Source organism: Agaribacillus sp. DX54 (assembly GCF_056858335.1).
The window spans coordinates 162,426-178,097 of the sequence record NZ_JBXEQE010000009.1 but is presented as its reverse complement, the minus strand read 5'-3'; the positions used below and the strand labels follow the sequence as shown (position 1 = coordinate 178,097).

The following is a 15,672-nucleotide window of genomic DNA, read 5'->3' as shown; positions in this document are numbered from 1 at the left end:
TTTCATAACTTATCGTGTAACAATGATCGCAACCAATGTCAATGTGCCTATAATTATTGAACCAAACTCCAACAAATTTTTCGAGTTAGCTATTCGGCCTTTGTTGGAAGGTACATAAATCATGTCACCGGATTTGAGGTTAAAGTAGGGCGATTTGTATAGGTCTTTGGTGGTCATGTCTATTCTGGTATAAGCCACCTTGTTGGGCAATTCCCTGGTAATTAACAGGTTTTTCCTGTCGCCAAACTGGGTGACGTCCCTGGCCATGGCCAAAGCATCGAGGATAGTTATACGTCCGTCATCCACTGTATAAACACCAGGTAAATTTACATCTCCCAATACCGACACCGAATAGTTTTCGAACCGCACCTTAACTGTAGGGTCGCGTAAATACTTTTGGAGCACCCCCGCGATGCTGTCTTGACTTTGCTGGATAGACAACCCTGATATTTTGAAACTCCCGACCAGGGGGAGGTTGATAAACCCTTTTTCGTTGACCAAAAAAGTGAGACATTCAATGCCGGTAGCCCCTTCACGCTCCCTGGAACCCCGAAAATACGTAGTTCCTTCTTTATTAAGACTGTTGATTGAAATACAAAGCTCATGGCCCGGCTCAATTTTGGGAACATGACTTGCATACGGGATCCTGGTGCCACGCTTTATACGTTGCATGTCCGATAGAAAATTGTAGCGATTAGGATTACAACTACACACAATTACCGGAAACATCAGGCTCCATAGCCATAGTTTTTTTGTAAAACATCCTTTATCCATAGAAATTCTTGCATTACACACCAGCATTTGAAATGCATAGTGGAAGTATGATTTTACATAGTTATAAAATTGTATTTAAATAATAATATAAAATTTAATTTATTTTAAATTTTAAGTAAATCTCCTATTTTTTCTTAGGAAGAATTTTTAATTCTTTAACAAAAAACACTATATATATGCTATAAGAATAATTTTTATAAATTTTGATAAAGATGAGAGAAAATAAAAAACTTTAAAAAATAGAAAATAATTACATATCTAATATATAACTATTCTTATATTATAAGAAAAGATATACAGTGTTTATCTTGCTTTCATGTACAGACCGCGAATTATTCCATGCCTTTTGTTAAAGGGAAAAGGATTGGTGAAATCGACGAAATTCAAAAATCGGAGATACATCGGAGATCCTTTGAATGCGATAAAGATTTTCAATGATAAAAAAGCTGATGAGTTGTTGTTCCTGGACATAGAAGCCAGTAAGGAAGGAGGTAGGATTTCAACCGGAATGGTGAGAAAATTGGGAGATGAGTGTCACATGCCTTTTTCGGTGGGGGGAGGAGTAAAAACCGTCGAAGATATTGGGGAATTAGTTAGTGCTGGTGCTGAAAAAGTGTGCATCAATAGTGCCGCATTTGACAATCCGGATTTGATCAGGGAGGCGTCTGAGGTTTATGGTAGTTCGGCATTAATTGTTGCAGTAGATGTTAAGAAGAATATGCTTGGCAAACACAAAGTCTACCTGCACTCGCAAAGAAAATTGACCTCCACAGACCCAATCACATATGCCGTAGCTATGACAGAAGCAGGTGCAGGCGAGCTTTTCATCAATTCTGTTGATAAAGACGGAACTATGGAGGGGTATGATCTCCCTCTAATCAGGAAAGTTTCACAGGCGGTGTCTGTTCCGGTAATTGCATCAGGAGGGGCAGGCAGCCTGGATGATCTGGTAGAAGGTCTGACGGTGGGAAGGGCCGATGCATTGTCGGCGGGCAGTATGTTCGTTTTTCACGGTCCCCGTAAAGCGGTTTTAATCAACATGCCCAGTAGAAACAATGTGTCACAAACATTTAACCAAATCTGATGAATTTGCTTATCGATATCGGTCATCCGGCTCATGTCCATGTATTCAAACACTTGCGTCAGGAACTGATTTATACGGGACATACGGTATTTGTCAGTACCAGGAATAAGGAATGTACCATTACCTTACTGAAAAAGTACCAAATCCCATTTATGAACCTTGGAAAACCATATACCTCGGTATGGGGTAAGTGCTTTGGTTTATTCAAATTCGTATTTCTGCTATTAAGGTTTGCCAGGAGACACCATATTGACCTTTTTATCAGTATATCTTCAATGTATGCCGCACAGGTAGCTTTTCTGTGTGGGAAACCTCATATAGTACTTGATGATACCGAACACTCATCGCTGGAACATTTCCTGTACAAACCATTTTCGAAGGTCATATTAAACCCATCGAGTTTTGAAAAGGATATGGGGCCAAAACGGAGATATTACAACGGCTATCATGAACTTGCTTACTTGCACCCAAACTATTTCAAGGCAAATCCTTCGGTATTTGGTCTGTTAAATCTCAACCCGGGAGATTCATACATCTTAATACGGTTCGTAAGCTGGAATGCTTTTCATGACAGGCATAAATCAGGTATTGACCCTGATCAAAAAGCAGAGCTGGTACACATTATTTCAAAATATGGTAAAGTCATCATTTCCAATGAAGGGGAAATTCCATCGGGGCTTGAATCATTCAGACTAAATATACCCGCTGACAGAATGCACGATGTGCTTAGCTATTCAAAACTCTACATAGGGGAGGGGGCAAGCATGGCCTCAGAAGCCGCTATGTTAGGAACACCATCAATATACACCAACCCCCTTTCGGCGGGTACTATAAAAGAACAGGAAAAATATGGGCTATTGCACCATTTAATCCATTTTGATGATATCAAATCAAAAGCTGTCGGGATTCTGACAGACGCTAATGCCGGGAGGACTTATCAGGTCAAAAGATACAAAATGCTCAACGAAAAAATTGATGTGACTTCGTATCTGGTGAAGACAGTAAACGATCATTTAAAAATACACAGCTAACTATCATTATGAAGAAGAAACCGGCAACGGAACAGGCGTGTGAACAGAAAAAAAACAAAAAATTACGATCGAATACCCAAGGTTTGAAGCCAGGGAACAACAAAAGCAATTTACTCCTTTCTTTGTCTCAACAAACTACTTTTCGGGATTCTGATCCTATACCTACGTATAAAAACAGGATAATTGAAAAGGAACTACTTAACGGTCAAAGGGACTTAAACCAGCACTTTTGTAAAGTGAGTAGTAAGCTTTGTATAGGCGCTATATATTACGGGAAAATTGTCGTACGTGAGGACTATGTTTTTTTTGATTTTAGTTTTCTGGCAGAATGGTTTAACGCTATAAATCAGTTAAAAGTCATACCCTGGCAATTGAGCGTATTGGGCAAAAAGTTTATAAGCACAAACAGAACTTCTGAAGCTAAACAAAAAAACTATCATACAATAACCAAGACTGAGGTACTGGGAAGGCTCATATATTGCGGCTTTAAAATAATTGAAACAGAAGAACAAAACAATGTATTGTCTTTTAAAGCAAGAAAAGTAAGCCGACCCGACTCATCTGTTATAAATGCATCCTCACTTTTATACACAGCGAATCGTGTTGGCAAGGATGGCAAAAATATTAAAGTATACAAACTTAGGACGATGCATCCTTATGCTGAGTTTCTGCAGTCATATGTCTATGAACAGAATGACCTGGACGTCGGAGGGAAATTCAAAGACGATTTCCGGATCAGTAAAAGGGGTAAGTTTTTAAGAAAATACTTTTTCGATGAAATGCCGATGATCTGGAATCTTATCAGGGGAGATATAAAACTGGTGGGGGTAAGGCCCATCTCAAGACACTATTTAAGCCTTTACGACGAAGCTTTTCAACAGGTCAGGAACAAGGCCAAGCCGGGATTGCTGCCACCATTTTATGTAGATTTTCCTGATTCGATTGAGAAAATCCAAATGTCGGAGTTGAATTATTTGGAACAATACCAGCTTAATCCCTGTCTGACCGATGTGAGGTACTTTTTCCTTATTGTTTATAACATCATCTTTGGCAGGGTAAGAAGCCAATAAACTATTACCCTTTAGGGCTTTTTTCTAGTTTTACGCGGTGGTCTTCCAACACATAGTTTTCTCCGGTTTCAGGACATTTCGCCCGATTACCAGTGAAACTAAGCTTGTGACCATACCGGCTGACCCATCCCTGAGGGTGGGCAGGGTTGCCGTAAACCAGTGAATAAGGTGCTACATTTTTAGTAACAACCGCTCCGGCACCTATCATGGCATATTCACCTATAGTAGTGCCGCAAACAATGGTCACATTTGCACCAATACTGGCACCTGTTTTAATAATGGTCGATCGGAATTGATCTTTTCTATCGATAAAGCTCCTTGGGTTGATCACATTGGTAAAAACAACACTTGGTCCTATGAAAACGTCATTTTCACACGTGACGCCTGTGTAAATTGAAACATTGTTTTGCACCTTGACATTATCGCCTAAGATAACATGTGGCGAGATAACCACATTTTGCCCAATGTTACAACCCTTTCCGATAACTGCCTCTTTCATGACATGTGTAAAGCGCCAGATTTTGGTTTGACCACCGACCTTGGCACTTTCTTCAATGATGGCAGATTCATGATGAAAATAATCAATACCGGTTTTCATAAAATGAGGTTATGATACTTGCTATATAATGTACACTGGTATTATCCAATGCCGGATGAACGGGTATTGAAAGCACACTCTCAGCCAGTTGTTCGGCAACTGGAAAATCATTTTTTGCATGTTCAAGAAATGCCGTGGCTTCCTGGAAATGAATTGGTTTGTCATAATATATCATAGAAGGGATTTTTTGTGCTTTCAAAGCAGACTTTAACTTGTCCCGGTTGGCGGTATGAATGGTAAACTGATTAAAAGTATGATCTGCTCCATGTTGCCTCCCTGGTAAATGTATACCACCAACTCTTTCAAGCAACTCATAGTATAGCTTGGCTATTTCTTTCCGCCGCTTAAGGTCAGCTTCTAAGTAATCCAGTTTTACTGTCAACAACCCAGCTTGTATGGTATCCAGGCGGGAATTGATCCCGACCAATTTATGATCATATCTGGTTGACTGTCCATGATTGGCCAGCATTCTGATTCTGACAGCAAGTTCAGAATTGTTGGTATAGACAGCTCCTCCATCCCCAAAGCCACCGAGATTCTTGGTAGGAAAAAAAGAGGTAGTGCCTATATCCCCGATACATCCTGCATATCTTTCTGTACCGTCTGAAAATCTGTAAGAACTACCCAGTGCCTGGGCACAGTCCTCAATTACGTACAGATCATGACATTTTGCAATGGCTATTATTTCTTCCATGGCAGCCGTTTGCCCAAATAGATGTGCTACAATAATGGCTTTTGTTCTACCGCTGATTGCTTCTTCTATTTTGCTTTCATCCAGGTTATAGGAATTGGCATCCACATCCACCAGTACAGGTTTTAATCTCAGAAGTATGACTGGCTCTACCGTAGCAAAGTAGGTAAAGGCAGGAACAATTATTTCATCTCCAGGCTTCAAATCCAGCGCCATTAATGCCAACTGTATGGCATCTGTACCATTACCGCATCCAATACAGTGGGACACTTTAAAAAAGTTCTCAAATTTTCCTTCAAATTCCCGGACCGGTTGGCCACCGATAAAGTTCGATTGATTGATCACTGAATGGAAATGTTTTAGCAATCTGTCTTCGTATCTTTGATGCTGGGCTAATAAATCTACAAACACTATGTTTTTTGTATGTATTGGTTCCATCAATCAACTCGTTATATAACTTTCCCGGGTTGCATACATCCTTTCTATGATTTCTACAACCTTCAATCCCTCCAAAGCATTGGTACTTACTATCGTTTTACCTCTGAGCGTATTAACAACGTTTTCAATCACATATTGATGGTTGGCTGCCGATCCCTTATAATGTCCGTAATCGTTTGAGGGGTTAGATGGAGGAAGATCAGGAATCATTTCTCCTTTAATATGACAATATTCAATTTCGTTCATATACTGACCACCGACTTTAATACTCCCATTTTCGGCGATGATCGTAAGACTGCTCTCCATATTCTGTTGGTAAACGGAAGTTGAAAAATTAAATGTACCAACCCCTCCATTTACCAGTTCAAATGTGATAATACCGGAATCTTCAAATTCAGTGAGGTCTTTGTGATTGAAATTATATGTTTTGGACTCAATATTTTTTAAATCGCCAAAAATCCAGTATAAAATATCTACAAAGTGGGAAAACTGCGTAAACAGTGTTCCGCCATCCAGGTTTTTTTTCCCTTTCCATTCATGTCCCCAGTAGTATCGTTCATCCCTGTTCCAAAAACAATTTATTTGTACCATATAAATCTCTCCCAGCAGGTTTCTTTTGAGACAATCTTTCAGCCAAACTGCCGGTGGGGAATAGCGGTTTTGCATCACACAAAAAACATTCCTTGATTCCTGCAGAGCTTTATAAATAACAAGTTCACACTCTGATTTGGATAGCCCGAGTGGTTTTTCGCAGACTACATGTTTTTTGTGGTCAAGGCACAAAATACTTTGCGCGGCATGCAAACCATTGGGGGTACATATGTTTACCACATCGATTTCAGGACTTTTTAACAGCATGCTCTCCAGATCCTGGTAATATGGAGTATGCTTAATGGTTTTTAATATGGTCTGGCTTTTGTTTTTGACATCGCAAACGGCAACTAACTCCGCATCTTTATTGGCTTCAATCATCGAGACATGCCTTTTACCAATGAGGCCCAGACCCAACACAGCAAATTTTATCTTCCTTTCATTCATCTTAATTTCATTTTAATTTCAAGGTCTTTCGATCCTGGTTTCATCGGTCAAGCTGATAAGCTTTAAGGGGGGCTAGTTTATTGAATATATAATGGCATATATATTATTTTGTATTTAAATAATAAAGGATAATGCAGTTTTATTTTAAAAATTACGTAGATTCTTTATAATGATTTAGGAAAAAACTTTAGGAAATTCATGATTTCTCCTAATTTAATTTTAATTAAAGCAAACTTAAACTATATGGTGAGGATTGATTGATATTACATTTTACTTCGAAAATTCTTCAATGATTGTCAATTAAATATATAATTATTCTAATATTTTTAAAATGACAAACCTGGCTTATGCCATATAAACTATAACACAGACCAGACAATGCCAGATACTTTTTTAAAAGAAGAGACATGCCAGACCAATTTACATCAGAAACCTGGGAAAGCCAGTGCCTGCACCAGAAATACCCGGCCTATCGTAGTCTCTGACTACCGGATGTGGCTTTGCTAGAAAATTTTCAATATATGATAATCAATCAATTATGTGCCATAAATCTTGCGTTAAACCTCGTAAGCGTATAAATGATCGTAGACACAGTCTACATACAACGTAACAATTTTGATCAACAGATTTTAACGATGCATCTCTTAAATCTACGATTATGTCACACCACTCTGATCATCCGGATTCAAGTTACTTTTGGTTTGCTTTAGGGTTTTATTTATTTTACATGCTTTCCGAAGATCTTGTATCTGGATTTTATTCCCGAACCCTCATTAGAGATATTCACATTCCCCTTGGTGTGGGTATTTTCAGGTGTTAAAACTTTTTTTGTTACCTTGTGATTGTAATTTGAATAGATTATTAATACTGCCATAATAAAAAACTTTTACTCTTCATTTTCCAACATTGCCAGTTTTTCTTTGTACGCATTGGATTTTTCATACTCCCTCAAACTAAAGTATATGCCAGCTAACCCTTCCAACGTATTGCGGTCTTTGGGGTTTTGCTTGTACGCTACTTCCATAAAGGGAAGAGACTGCTTAAAAAGCTCGATAGATTGATCTTCAATTTGGCTGATAGCCATTAAATCCACCTCGTCGTAGTCCATTCCATCAATCAGATTAACAGCTTCGTTATAATATAAAACGCCCAGATTGTAATTAGCTTTCATGTGGTTTGAGTCAATTTTTAATATTTTTTCATAAGCTGCCTTGGCCCCTTCCAGGTTTACCCTGGCCCTGGTGCTATCTTTTTTATACAACTCCATGTAGTTACTGCCCAAAGCCAGTTGGAATGCTATTTCCTGTTCCTTTAAATCAATGCTTTTATCGCGGGACAATACTAAAGCATTTTTAAAATGCTCGAAGTATTCCTTTGCCGGGTCAAAATTCTTCTTTTCAACATGATCGACGGCATCGTTGTAAAAAGTAGACGACAAATACTTAATAGTCTTTAAGGCATCTGGCAGGTATTTGGACGTGTTTTCCATTTCAATTAAATGCATGAATGACTCCAAAGAAGCCAATCTGAAATACAGGGCAGCATCTGCCTCCGGCATCATTTTATAAAGGTCTTTCATGATAAATCCTTTCAGGTACCAGGTATTGGGGTCTTTTTGCCATCGTGGGTCATTACTGCTTTTTTCAATCATCTCCTTTGCTTCCCGCAGGCTTCCGGACTGGTAGAGTTCCAGTGCTTTCTTCAAGGGATTGTCCTGTGCCTTCAGACCAGAGGCCATTAAAAGTATAGAGACCAAAATTATAATCGTTTTCATGCCTTCTTTGTTAGTTTACGACCCTTGCCAGGGCTACTAATTGACTACTTATTTTAAGATTATACTTTTCCAGATTGCTGCGATTCACCTCCATTCTCTGCTTATTCCCGGCCACATAAAAACTTATGCCGGCTCCTTGTGCTGCCAGACCTGCACCGTCGCCTACAATCAAGGTATTTTGGCCGGAAGTTATTTGAATGACCTTATATAATTGATCGCTCAGCCCGGGATCGATGTATAAAATATGGCATTTGCCGACCTCATTCACATCTTTGTAATTGGCAATTTTAAAGTTTTGCTGTCTCTTCGTTTTGGTTTGTGCTATAATACTTAATTCGTCGTAGAGTGTTGGGTAGTCTCCCAGAACACCAATGATAAAATCCCCTTCCCGCATTTCTACAGGCCATTCCACATATTTTGCAAAGCTGTAGATGAACAGTGACTTAATTTTGGCGTTTGTATCGACCTGCCCGTGTACTTTACCTGTGAATGAACCAATCATCAGTACACCCAATAATACTGAATAACCGGTACTACGAATTCTTTTCCTGTAATTGTCAGTCATTGTTTTCCTTAAATTTTCTAACCAATTGTTTTTTTTCATTGTATATCAATAAAGCCACCCTTGTCCCCCGGTAATAGACAGATATAAAAGCATCATCGATGCCCTTGTCAAAGGCCTGCTTCCTTAGCACTTCTGCTTCTTCAAGTTCATCGAAATTGCCAACCAGAAATTTTGTGAAACCTCTTGACCTGATAACGTCAATTTTACCAAGATCGAGTTCTTGATACCACCCTTTTCGAGGCTTGCGAAAAGCGCCAATTTGAACCCTGAGATTAATGTCCTTGATAAGGCTTTTGCCGTGTTTCTTAACGAGGTCATGGTATTCATTGTAGCTCATCGTTCCTTTAAACAGGTCTCTAAGTTGTTCAGCCTGGCTTTTTTCGGGTTTGTGAGGTTGAGTGTCTTCTTCTGTCATTCTCCTGCTGGTAATTATCACCTCTGATAAATCCTGGTAATCGAAGTAAGCCAGGTTATCTTCAGAGTTGGTACTGAGGAGCAGGTTGTCGTCCTGGTCAAGGAAATCCATGTTGGCTCTTATTTCTTCATTATCGTCCATTCTCAATGTATATTTTGATGAATTGGCCAGATTTCTGAAATGGAACTTACCTTTGGTGTCGCTGTAGGTGCTAGCGACCATTTTCCCATTTTCATTGACCAATACCACTTTTTCACCGGGTGCCGGCTGGCCGTTCATGGACAGATTTCCTGAAATAACTATGTATTCTTCCTCAAGTTTTTTCAGCGTGACAGGTTTATCTTTAAGTTTTTGGAAAAGGAAATACGCTTCATCGTCGTTTGAATTTACGCTGAGCAGCTCTTGCCCGTTATCATCCAGAAAACTCATATTAACCTGCATGTTGTCATTGCCATCTATCATGATGACGTAGTTCTTATTCCCGGGCAGATTCCGGAACCGAAATCTGCCGTTTTCATTGGTACGGGTCGAGTCGATGATATGCTGGTTTTCGTCGGTCAGGTAGACCATTTCATCCACTTTAGCCTTATTATCTTCAAATACCGACCCGTCGATGTCAATGTTGCTGTAGTATTTTTTTTCGGTGAATAATTTATTTCCTGATTCATAGTTTTCCTCCAGGCTCAACGGCGCACTCATATCCTGGAAACGTCTGATGTTTTGTCCATATGTAATTTTGACGAAGCAGGCAAGAAGTGGTAAAATCAATATGTGCGCTTTTTTCGTCATTGCTTACAGTCTGGGGTGGGGATTGGATATCGACTTTGTGGTTGTGGCTATGGATTTTCTGAAGTTGTAGTTCAGGCTTATCTCAAATCCTCCCCGGTTGGTTACACTTCTTAAATCCGAGATAATGAGATCATAATTGACTCCCAACTGAAAGTTTTTAAACTCAAAACCTATGTTGGCAATGACGGCATCTGTATTTCTCAACCATGCCCCGGCCGTAACAATTTGGTTTTGGGTGTTTGATGCCAGATTATATGCAAGCAACAGGCCGTTGTTAATGACATTTGAGTTGTTTTGCTGCATAAAAACCAGGTTAGGAACCATATACACCCTGGCTCCCACACCGAATTTTCCACCACCATGAACTACATAGCGCCTTATTAAACCTGCCTGAAAGTCCAGTAAGACGGCATTATCACCCAGCAGGCTTTCACCATTTTCCAGACTTTGATCCCGGCCACTGCCATCTGCCCATTGGGCCTGGGTAGATAGGTTGCCAAAGTTCAGATTGGTTTGATCGATTCCCCCCTGCAATCCAAAAGTCAGAAAATGGTTCCCCGAGGCACTAAGAGATTTATGATAGGCTATGGATAACATGGCTTTCAAATTTCATAAATTCGGCATTGGCAGTTGCCGATGCCTGTGGATTAGGAGCTGTGGGGGATTACCATGATCGCTTAATCCTAATTTTAGTCTTCCATCCAGCTTTATCACAGAAGGATCATTAATGAGTTTTTTACCTACGGTCAAAAGCGAAAATTCTTTTTCACAATGAATCAGGGAAAAATTATGGAGATCAACTTTGACGGTAAAGTTCCTTTGGTTATTCAAAAAAACCTCATCGATGAGATTATTCGTTACCAGGAACTTATTGAAATTGTTAACCGTGGCAGGTGAACCGCTGCCTAATGATGCCAGTGTAACATCTGTAATGATGGCATAGCCCAAATTTACCATGTTTGTATTTGCCCCTCCTGATTCTACAATCAATTGTTCACCAGACATACGCCCATTATTTTTCAAAAAACCTTTGAGTCTGATTTTATCGAAAGTCAGAACCCCCATGATGCCGATTTCCAGTCTGCCAATGTCTTCAATGAAGATATCTATAGTTGCTGTAATCCGATGATTAACTATGATATCGTCTGAGGGTGAAGGCACAATACCCAGGTACAGGGTGGATGGGTTGTGCCAATCTCCGTCACCTGCTGTCGTAAATGTAGCTGCCGGCGTGCCGGAGTGATTGAGTAGCACAACAACAACAAAAATAAATAATGACCTGATTACACACTTTTTCACCAATGCGGAGTTTTACACATTCATGTCTAGCAACCAGGCAATATTAGCGACATTGATATCAAAGAGAAAGCCGGTTGGGGGATCTAAATTACAAAAGTAATTTTTGCTCAAAATATGTCAGGAAACACGCATTACAAATCGGGACTCACTCACCTGTTGAAGGTGTGTTTGTTAGATTAAATAATTATTAATATCTAAAATCAATTATTTATTTTAATTCTTCTTTGGTTTTAATTTATGCCTCGGAGCTACGAATAAGATAGCATGGTAAACAAAGGCTACTCATAACCTGATTGTCTTTATGTAAAAGAGCCGAATGATATCCTGCGAAAAAACAAGCTCGATGTACCCCTGGTCATTTAATCAATTAAATGAGTACTGAAATGTGGGTTAAAGTACTGAGAAGCAATCCCTATCAGAAGAAAATTCATCTCCCGGAACTAATCCGGTTTTAGAATTACTTTGCCATTTCTTCCTGGCGACTCCATATGAGCGACCGCTTTTTTTATATCTTCCAGGGAATAGGCAGCTTCTATATCGGCTTTTACTTGTTGTGTGGCTAGTACAGACAATATATGCCGTGAAACGGTGGCCATTTCTTCTCCCGAAAGACTTCCAAACCAGTTAGTCAGCCAAAAGCCTTTGATAGTGATGTTTTTAAAAATCAGCAAACCCGCGTTGAGTTCCATATGCTGAAGGCTAAGCATCCCATATGTGGTAAGCATGCCGTCTCGGCCCACACAATCAAGGGCTTTTGTACCCAACTCTCCACCTACGGCCTCAAAAACGTTTTTTACCCCCTTTTTATCTGTAATTTCCATCACCCTGGTTTTCAGGTCATCGACCTCTGTGTTGATTACTGCTGTAGCCCCCATACTTTTTAACAGGTCAATTTGTCGATCATTTCTGACTGTGCAAACGGTATTTATCTTTCTTTCCTGGCACATCTGAATAACAAATTTAGCACAGGCCGATGCACCGGCTGTCAACAATAACCAATCACCGGCACCCAACCCGGAAGTTTCGAGCATACCGTAGGCTGTAAAAGGGTTAATAAATGCCTGACAGGCGGCTTCGTCGTTAATCTGATCTGGTATAGGAATCACTGTTTTTGCGGGCAGACAAGTGTATTCCTGCCAGGCCCCTATCGTGGTAAAGACTACCCTGGTACCCGGTGCTATTTGTACACCTTCCCCACAGGTATGTATCCGCCCGGCGCCTTCAAATCCCGCCGGAGATGGCAGCTTGGGTTTTAATCCATACAACCCCCGGATAAACATGATGTCTGCCGGATTAATGTTGCAGGTACTGACTTTTACTACCACTTCACCCGGCCCTGGTTCAGGCATATTTATATCTATCAGGTTCAATACATCACCGGGCAGGCCGGTCTTTTCAAATTGGACACTTTTCATTTCAGTCTGGATATTTGTTATTCATGCATACTAAATTTAAATATAAGCATAAAAGATGATTCGGGTTATTGCCCGGTTACATTTTTTGATTTGAAGGTATGTATAAATACAATTTCTTTCTTCTCATAACACATTACTGATTTAAAAGTAAGCCGCCTGAAATTACTCTTGGCGGTTTCTTTTTTAATTGCAAGATTTTCACGATTATATCTAATTCTATCAAAATATCCCTTAAATTTGGAGCACAGGGAATATTAGGCGTATTTCCTGCTTCCACCTGATTAAAAACATAGATTGTTTATCTGTAAAAAATGAAAAGGTTAGCCTGGCTTATAATTATTGTGACACTTCCCATTACAGCTTTCTTTCAATACAAAAAGTATACAAAGTTTAATCCGCCATCTATCTACGAATATCCTGTAAGTGACAGCATCGACATCCACTATTACGATCCTTTGATGGTGGAAAAGTATTACGAAAATGTCTATCGCCTTGAAAGTTTAGCCAGAGAGTTGTGGTATGACAAAGGGCTCGATATTAAATTTCCGGATCCTGCAATTGCAGGAAGTGCAGCAGAATTGAAGTTTTACGGGCAATTGTGGGCCACCACCCGGGTTTTACAGAAAAAACTGTTATACTCTACCCGGCTAAAGACAATGGGTTTTAATAACCTCGATATCAAACATATTGTCGAAGCAGGTATTGATCCGGACTTTCTGCGTTATGCTAACAAACAACAATTACTGGGTTTGAAAATGGGAGACGAGGGGCAGGCAGTTTGGGAAATTCAGGATTTTTTGTTGAAAAAATCCTACGATATTCCTTTCGATGGTGTATTTGGCATAGAAACACAAGAAAGTTTAGTAGATTTTCAGAAGAAAAATAATTTGATACCTTCCGGTATTGTCAATAAAAAAACATTAAAAGTATTAATAGAATAAAAGTATAGCAATGGCCAAGCAATCTAAAACCACACAGGAAAACAACACCGGCACGGAAGATCCGAAATTAGCTGCCATCAAGGAAATAATTTTTGGTGAAAACATCAAGGAATATGATAAGGAGTTTCGCAGCCTGCATCATCAGATAGATGAACAACGAAAAGATCTCCAGGCTAAAATTGATCGCTTGAAGGAAGATTTGAATAACCTCATTACAGAGACCAAAAATGATTTTTCAAATCAGCTCGGTACCTTAAGGCAGGAAGCCTTTGACCGGCTCACCCGGTTAACAGAAGAGAAAAACCAGGAGAAGCAGTCGTTGGGCGAAATGCTCATTGAGGTTGGTAAAAAGTTGAAATCCTCGTAAGATGTTGGTCGTATCTACCTAATTTGCGCCTTAAGATGAATAAAGAAAAATTTGAGGTTTTAAAAGATATCCTGTTTGAAGATGCAAGGAAGCGAAATGAGGAACTGGCCAGTAAAGTGAATGCTATTGACGAGATTATCAGTGATCGGGAAAAACTCGAGCCCAGAATTGCGCCTATATTGGAAGATCAGGTAGAATTCCTGGAAAAGAATTTTCCGCAGCTATTTGGAAACGCCATTACTGCTTCAATCAGGAAACAAATCAAAGAATCACAGGAAGAGGTTGTTGACGCCCTTTATCCGATCATGGGTAAAATGGTAAAAAAATATATATACCGGGAACTGGCTTTGCTATCCGAAAGAATTGACAGGCAACTGGAGAAAGCTTTTTCGTGGGAGGGCTGGGTGACAAGAATAAAGGCGTGGTTTGGGGGCGTTAGTGAAAAGGAGATAATTATGAAGGGGTTGGCCAGGCCACATTTGGAAGAGGTTTTTATCATACAACAGCATACCGGCCTGTTAATCGGAAGCTATTCGAAAAACAACACGCTGGATAAAGATATGATTGCCGGAATGCTAACAGCCATTAAATCTTTTGTCAAAGACGCCTTTAGGGGTGGGGGCCAGGAGCTTGAAACCATTGAGTATGAAAACTACAAGTTGGTAATCAGTAATTTAAGGTCATTTTACGTGGTACTGGTATTTACAGGTTTTATGAATGCCGGTTTCAGGTCTGAACTGGATGATATGCTGGTGGATTTCCAAAAAGAAGTGTTGGAAAAATATCTGGCAGATAAAGAAATCTTTTCTAAAGACCAGTTGACACAATTGATAAAAGCGCAATTCGATAAACTTAACGATGGGGAAAAGTAAAAAAGTAATTCTCTTAGGCAATTTTGGGGTAGGAAAGACTTCACTGGTGAGACAATATGTTTTTCATCAATTTTCAGAAGAATACATGACCACGATTGGCGTGAGAATTGATAAGAAAGTGGTTACCATCAACAGGGATGAGGTGTCAATGATCATCTGGGATATTGCAGGGGAGTCAACCCATCAGAAAATCCCGGACTCATACAAGCTGGGTGCCCACGGCATTATTTACGTAATAGATGTCCTGAGACCCTCTACCTACAAGTCCATCGAAGATGAAATGATTTCTCTACAGGAACTCTTGCCCAACGCGCCAATTGTCAAGGTGGCCAACAAAATTGACCTTTTAACCGAAAAAGAACGCGTCGAAATCGTGAATAATCTACCTTTGAACGATTATGTTTTATGCAGCGCGAAAAATGGCGAAAATGTGGAAAAGGCATTTTATAAACTCGCCGGGAAGTTAATCTGATAAAGTATCCCGGCGACTTTTAATAAATAGTAATTTTAT

The 15,672-nt window shown here is 39.7% G+C and carries 17 protein-coding genes; 7 read left to right on the top strand and 10 right to left on the bottom strand.

Features of this window, described 5'->3' with window-relative positions; all coding sequences use genetic code 11:
- Positions 1 to 9 precede the first annotated feature (9 nt).
- Entirely contained in the window at positions 10 to 672 is a 663-nt protein-coding gene (locus tag AC04NP_RS12615; protein ID WP_482860113.1) for a polysaccharide biosynthesis/export family protein, read from the bottom strand.
- A gap of 418 nt (positions 673 to 1,090) precedes the next feature.
- On the opposite strand from AC04NP_RS12615, the gene AC04NP_RS12610 reads away from it, so the two are divergent.
- The 3 genes from AC04NP_RS12610 to AC04NP_RS12600 are packed head-to-tail and all read left to right on the top strand — an operon-like array spanning position 1,091 to position 3,959.
- Positions 1,091 to 1,858, top strand: a complete 768-nt coding sequence (locus tag AC04NP_RS12610; RefSeq protein ID WP_482860112.1) for an AglZ/HisF2 family acetamidino modification protein — start codon at positions 1,091 to 1,093, stop codon at positions 1,856 to 1,858.
- Positions 1,858 to 2,889 (top strand): DUF354 domain-containing protein, encoded by a 1,032-nt coding sequence (locus AC04NP_RS12605; protein WP_482860111.1) that lies wholly within the window; start codon positions 1,858 to 1,860, stop codon positions 2,887 to 2,889. The genes AC04NP_RS12610 and AC04NP_RS12605 overlap by 1 nt, the downstream gene beginning before the upstream one ends.
- 8 nt (positions 2,890 to 2,897) lie before the next feature.
- Entirely contained in the window at positions 2,898 to 3,959 is a 1,062-nt protein-coding gene (locus AC04NP_RS12600; protein ID WP_482860110.1) for a sugar transferase, read from the top strand.
- Between the two features lie 4 nt (positions 3,960 to 3,963).
- On the opposite strand, the gene AC04NP_RS12595 is transcribed toward AC04NP_RS12600, so the two are convergent.
- The 9 genes from AC04NP_RS12595 to AC04NP_RS12555 all read right to left on the bottom strand — a co-directional run bounded on the left by AC04NP_RS12595 (position 3,964) and on the right by AC04NP_RS12555 (position 12,981).
- On the bottom strand, positions 3,964 to 4,557 hold the full coding sequence (locus AC04NP_RS12595) for an acyltransferase (RefSeq protein WP_482860109.1): 594 nt from the start codon (positions 4,555 to 4,557) through the stop codon (positions 3,964 to 3,966).
- Positions 4,541 to 5,686, bottom strand: a complete 1,146-nt coding sequence (locus AC04NP_RS12590; protein ID WP_482860108.1) for a DegT/DnrJ/EryC1/StrS family aminotransferase — start codon at positions 5,684 to 5,686, stop codon at positions 4,541 to 4,543. The genes AC04NP_RS12595 and AC04NP_RS12590 overlap by 17 nt, the downstream gene beginning before the upstream one ends.
- A 3-nt stretch (positions 5,687 to 5,689) precedes the next feature.
- Positions 5,690 to 6,724 (bottom strand): Gfo/Idh/MocA family protein, encoded by a 1,035-nt coding sequence (locus AC04NP_RS12585; protein ID WP_482860107.1) that lies wholly within the window; start codon positions 6,722 to 6,724, stop codon positions 5,690 to 5,692.
- Positions 6,725 to 7,610: 886 nt separating this feature from the next.
- On the bottom strand, positions 7,611 to 8,498 hold the full coding sequence (locus AC04NP_RS12580) for a tetratricopeptide repeat protein (protein WP_482860106.1): 888 nt from the start codon (positions 8,496 to 8,498) through the stop codon (positions 7,611 to 7,613).
- Positions 8,499 to 8,508: 10 nt separating this feature from the next.
- The gene (locus AC04NP_RS12575; RefSeq protein WP_482860105.1) at positions 8,509 to 9,063 is read right to left on the bottom strand and encodes a YfiR family protein; all 555 of its coding nucleotides are present in this window, start codon (positions 9,061 to 9,063) and stop codon (positions 8,509 to 8,511) included.
- The gene (locus AC04NP_RS12570; protein WP_482860104.1) at positions 9,056 to 10,267 is read right to left on the bottom strand and encodes an MSCRAMM family protein; all 1,212 of its coding nucleotides are present in this window, start codon (positions 10,265 to 10,267) and stop codon (positions 9,056 to 9,058) included. The genes AC04NP_RS12575 and AC04NP_RS12570 overlap by 8 nt, the downstream gene beginning before the upstream one ends.
- 3 nt (positions 10,268 to 10,270) lie before the next feature.
- Positions 10,271 to 10,864 carry a type IX secretion system membrane protein PorP/SprF gene (locus AC04NP_RS12565; protein ID WP_482860135.1) on the bottom strand — a complete coding sequence of 198 codons (594 nt, stop codon included), beginning with the start codon at positions 10,862 to 10,864 and terminating at the stop codon, positions 10,271 to 10,273.
- Positions 10,865 to 10,876: 12 nt separating this feature from the next.
- Positions 10,877 to 11,566 carry a hypothetical protein gene (locus AC04NP_RS12560; RefSeq protein ID WP_482860103.1) on the bottom strand — a complete coding sequence of 230 codons (690 nt, stop codon included), beginning with the start codon at positions 11,564 to 11,566 and terminating at the stop codon, positions 10,877 to 10,879.
- Between the two features lie 440 nt (positions 11,567 to 12,006).
- Positions 12,007 to 12,981: a zinc-dependent alcohol dehydrogenase family protein gene (locus AC04NP_RS12555; protein ID WP_482860102.1), complete on the bottom strand. Its 975-nt coding sequence runs from the start codon at positions 12,979 to 12,981 to the stop codon at positions 12,007 to 12,009.
- A 311-nt stretch (positions 12,982 to 13,292) separates the two neighbouring features.
- On the opposite strand from AC04NP_RS12555, the gene AC04NP_RS12550 reads away from it, so the two are divergent.
- From AC04NP_RS12550 to AC04NP_RS12535, 4 genes are read left to right on the top strand one after another with little or no spacing between them, the layout of a single operon-like run.
- The gene (locus AC04NP_RS12550) at positions 13,293 to 13,922 is read left to right on the top strand and encodes a peptidoglycan-binding domain-containing protein (RefSeq protein WP_482860101.1); all 630 of its coding nucleotides are present in this window, start codon (positions 13,293 to 13,295) and stop codon (positions 13,920 to 13,922) included.
- 10 nt (positions 13,923 to 13,932) lie between these two features.
- Positions 13,933 to 14,289 (top strand): hypothetical protein, encoded by a 357-nt coding sequence (locus AC04NP_RS12545; RefSeq protein ID WP_482860100.1) that lies wholly within the window; start codon positions 13,933 to 13,935, stop codon positions 14,287 to 14,289.
- A gap of 35 nt (positions 14,290 to 14,324) precedes the next feature.
- The gene (locus AC04NP_RS12540; protein WP_482860099.1) at positions 14,325 to 15,161 is read left to right on the top strand and encodes a hypothetical protein; all 837 of its coding nucleotides are present in this window, start codon (positions 14,325 to 14,327) and stop codon (positions 15,159 to 15,161) included.
- Positions 15,148 to 15,633 (top strand): Rab family GTPase, encoded by a 486-nt coding sequence (locus AC04NP_RS12535; protein WP_482860098.1) that lies wholly within the window; start codon positions 15,148 to 15,150, stop codon positions 15,631 to 15,633. Before AC04NP_RS12540 ends, AC04NP_RS12535 begins: the two co-directional genes overlap by 14 nt.
- The last annotated feature ends 39 nt before the right edge of the window (positions 15,634 to 15,672 follow it).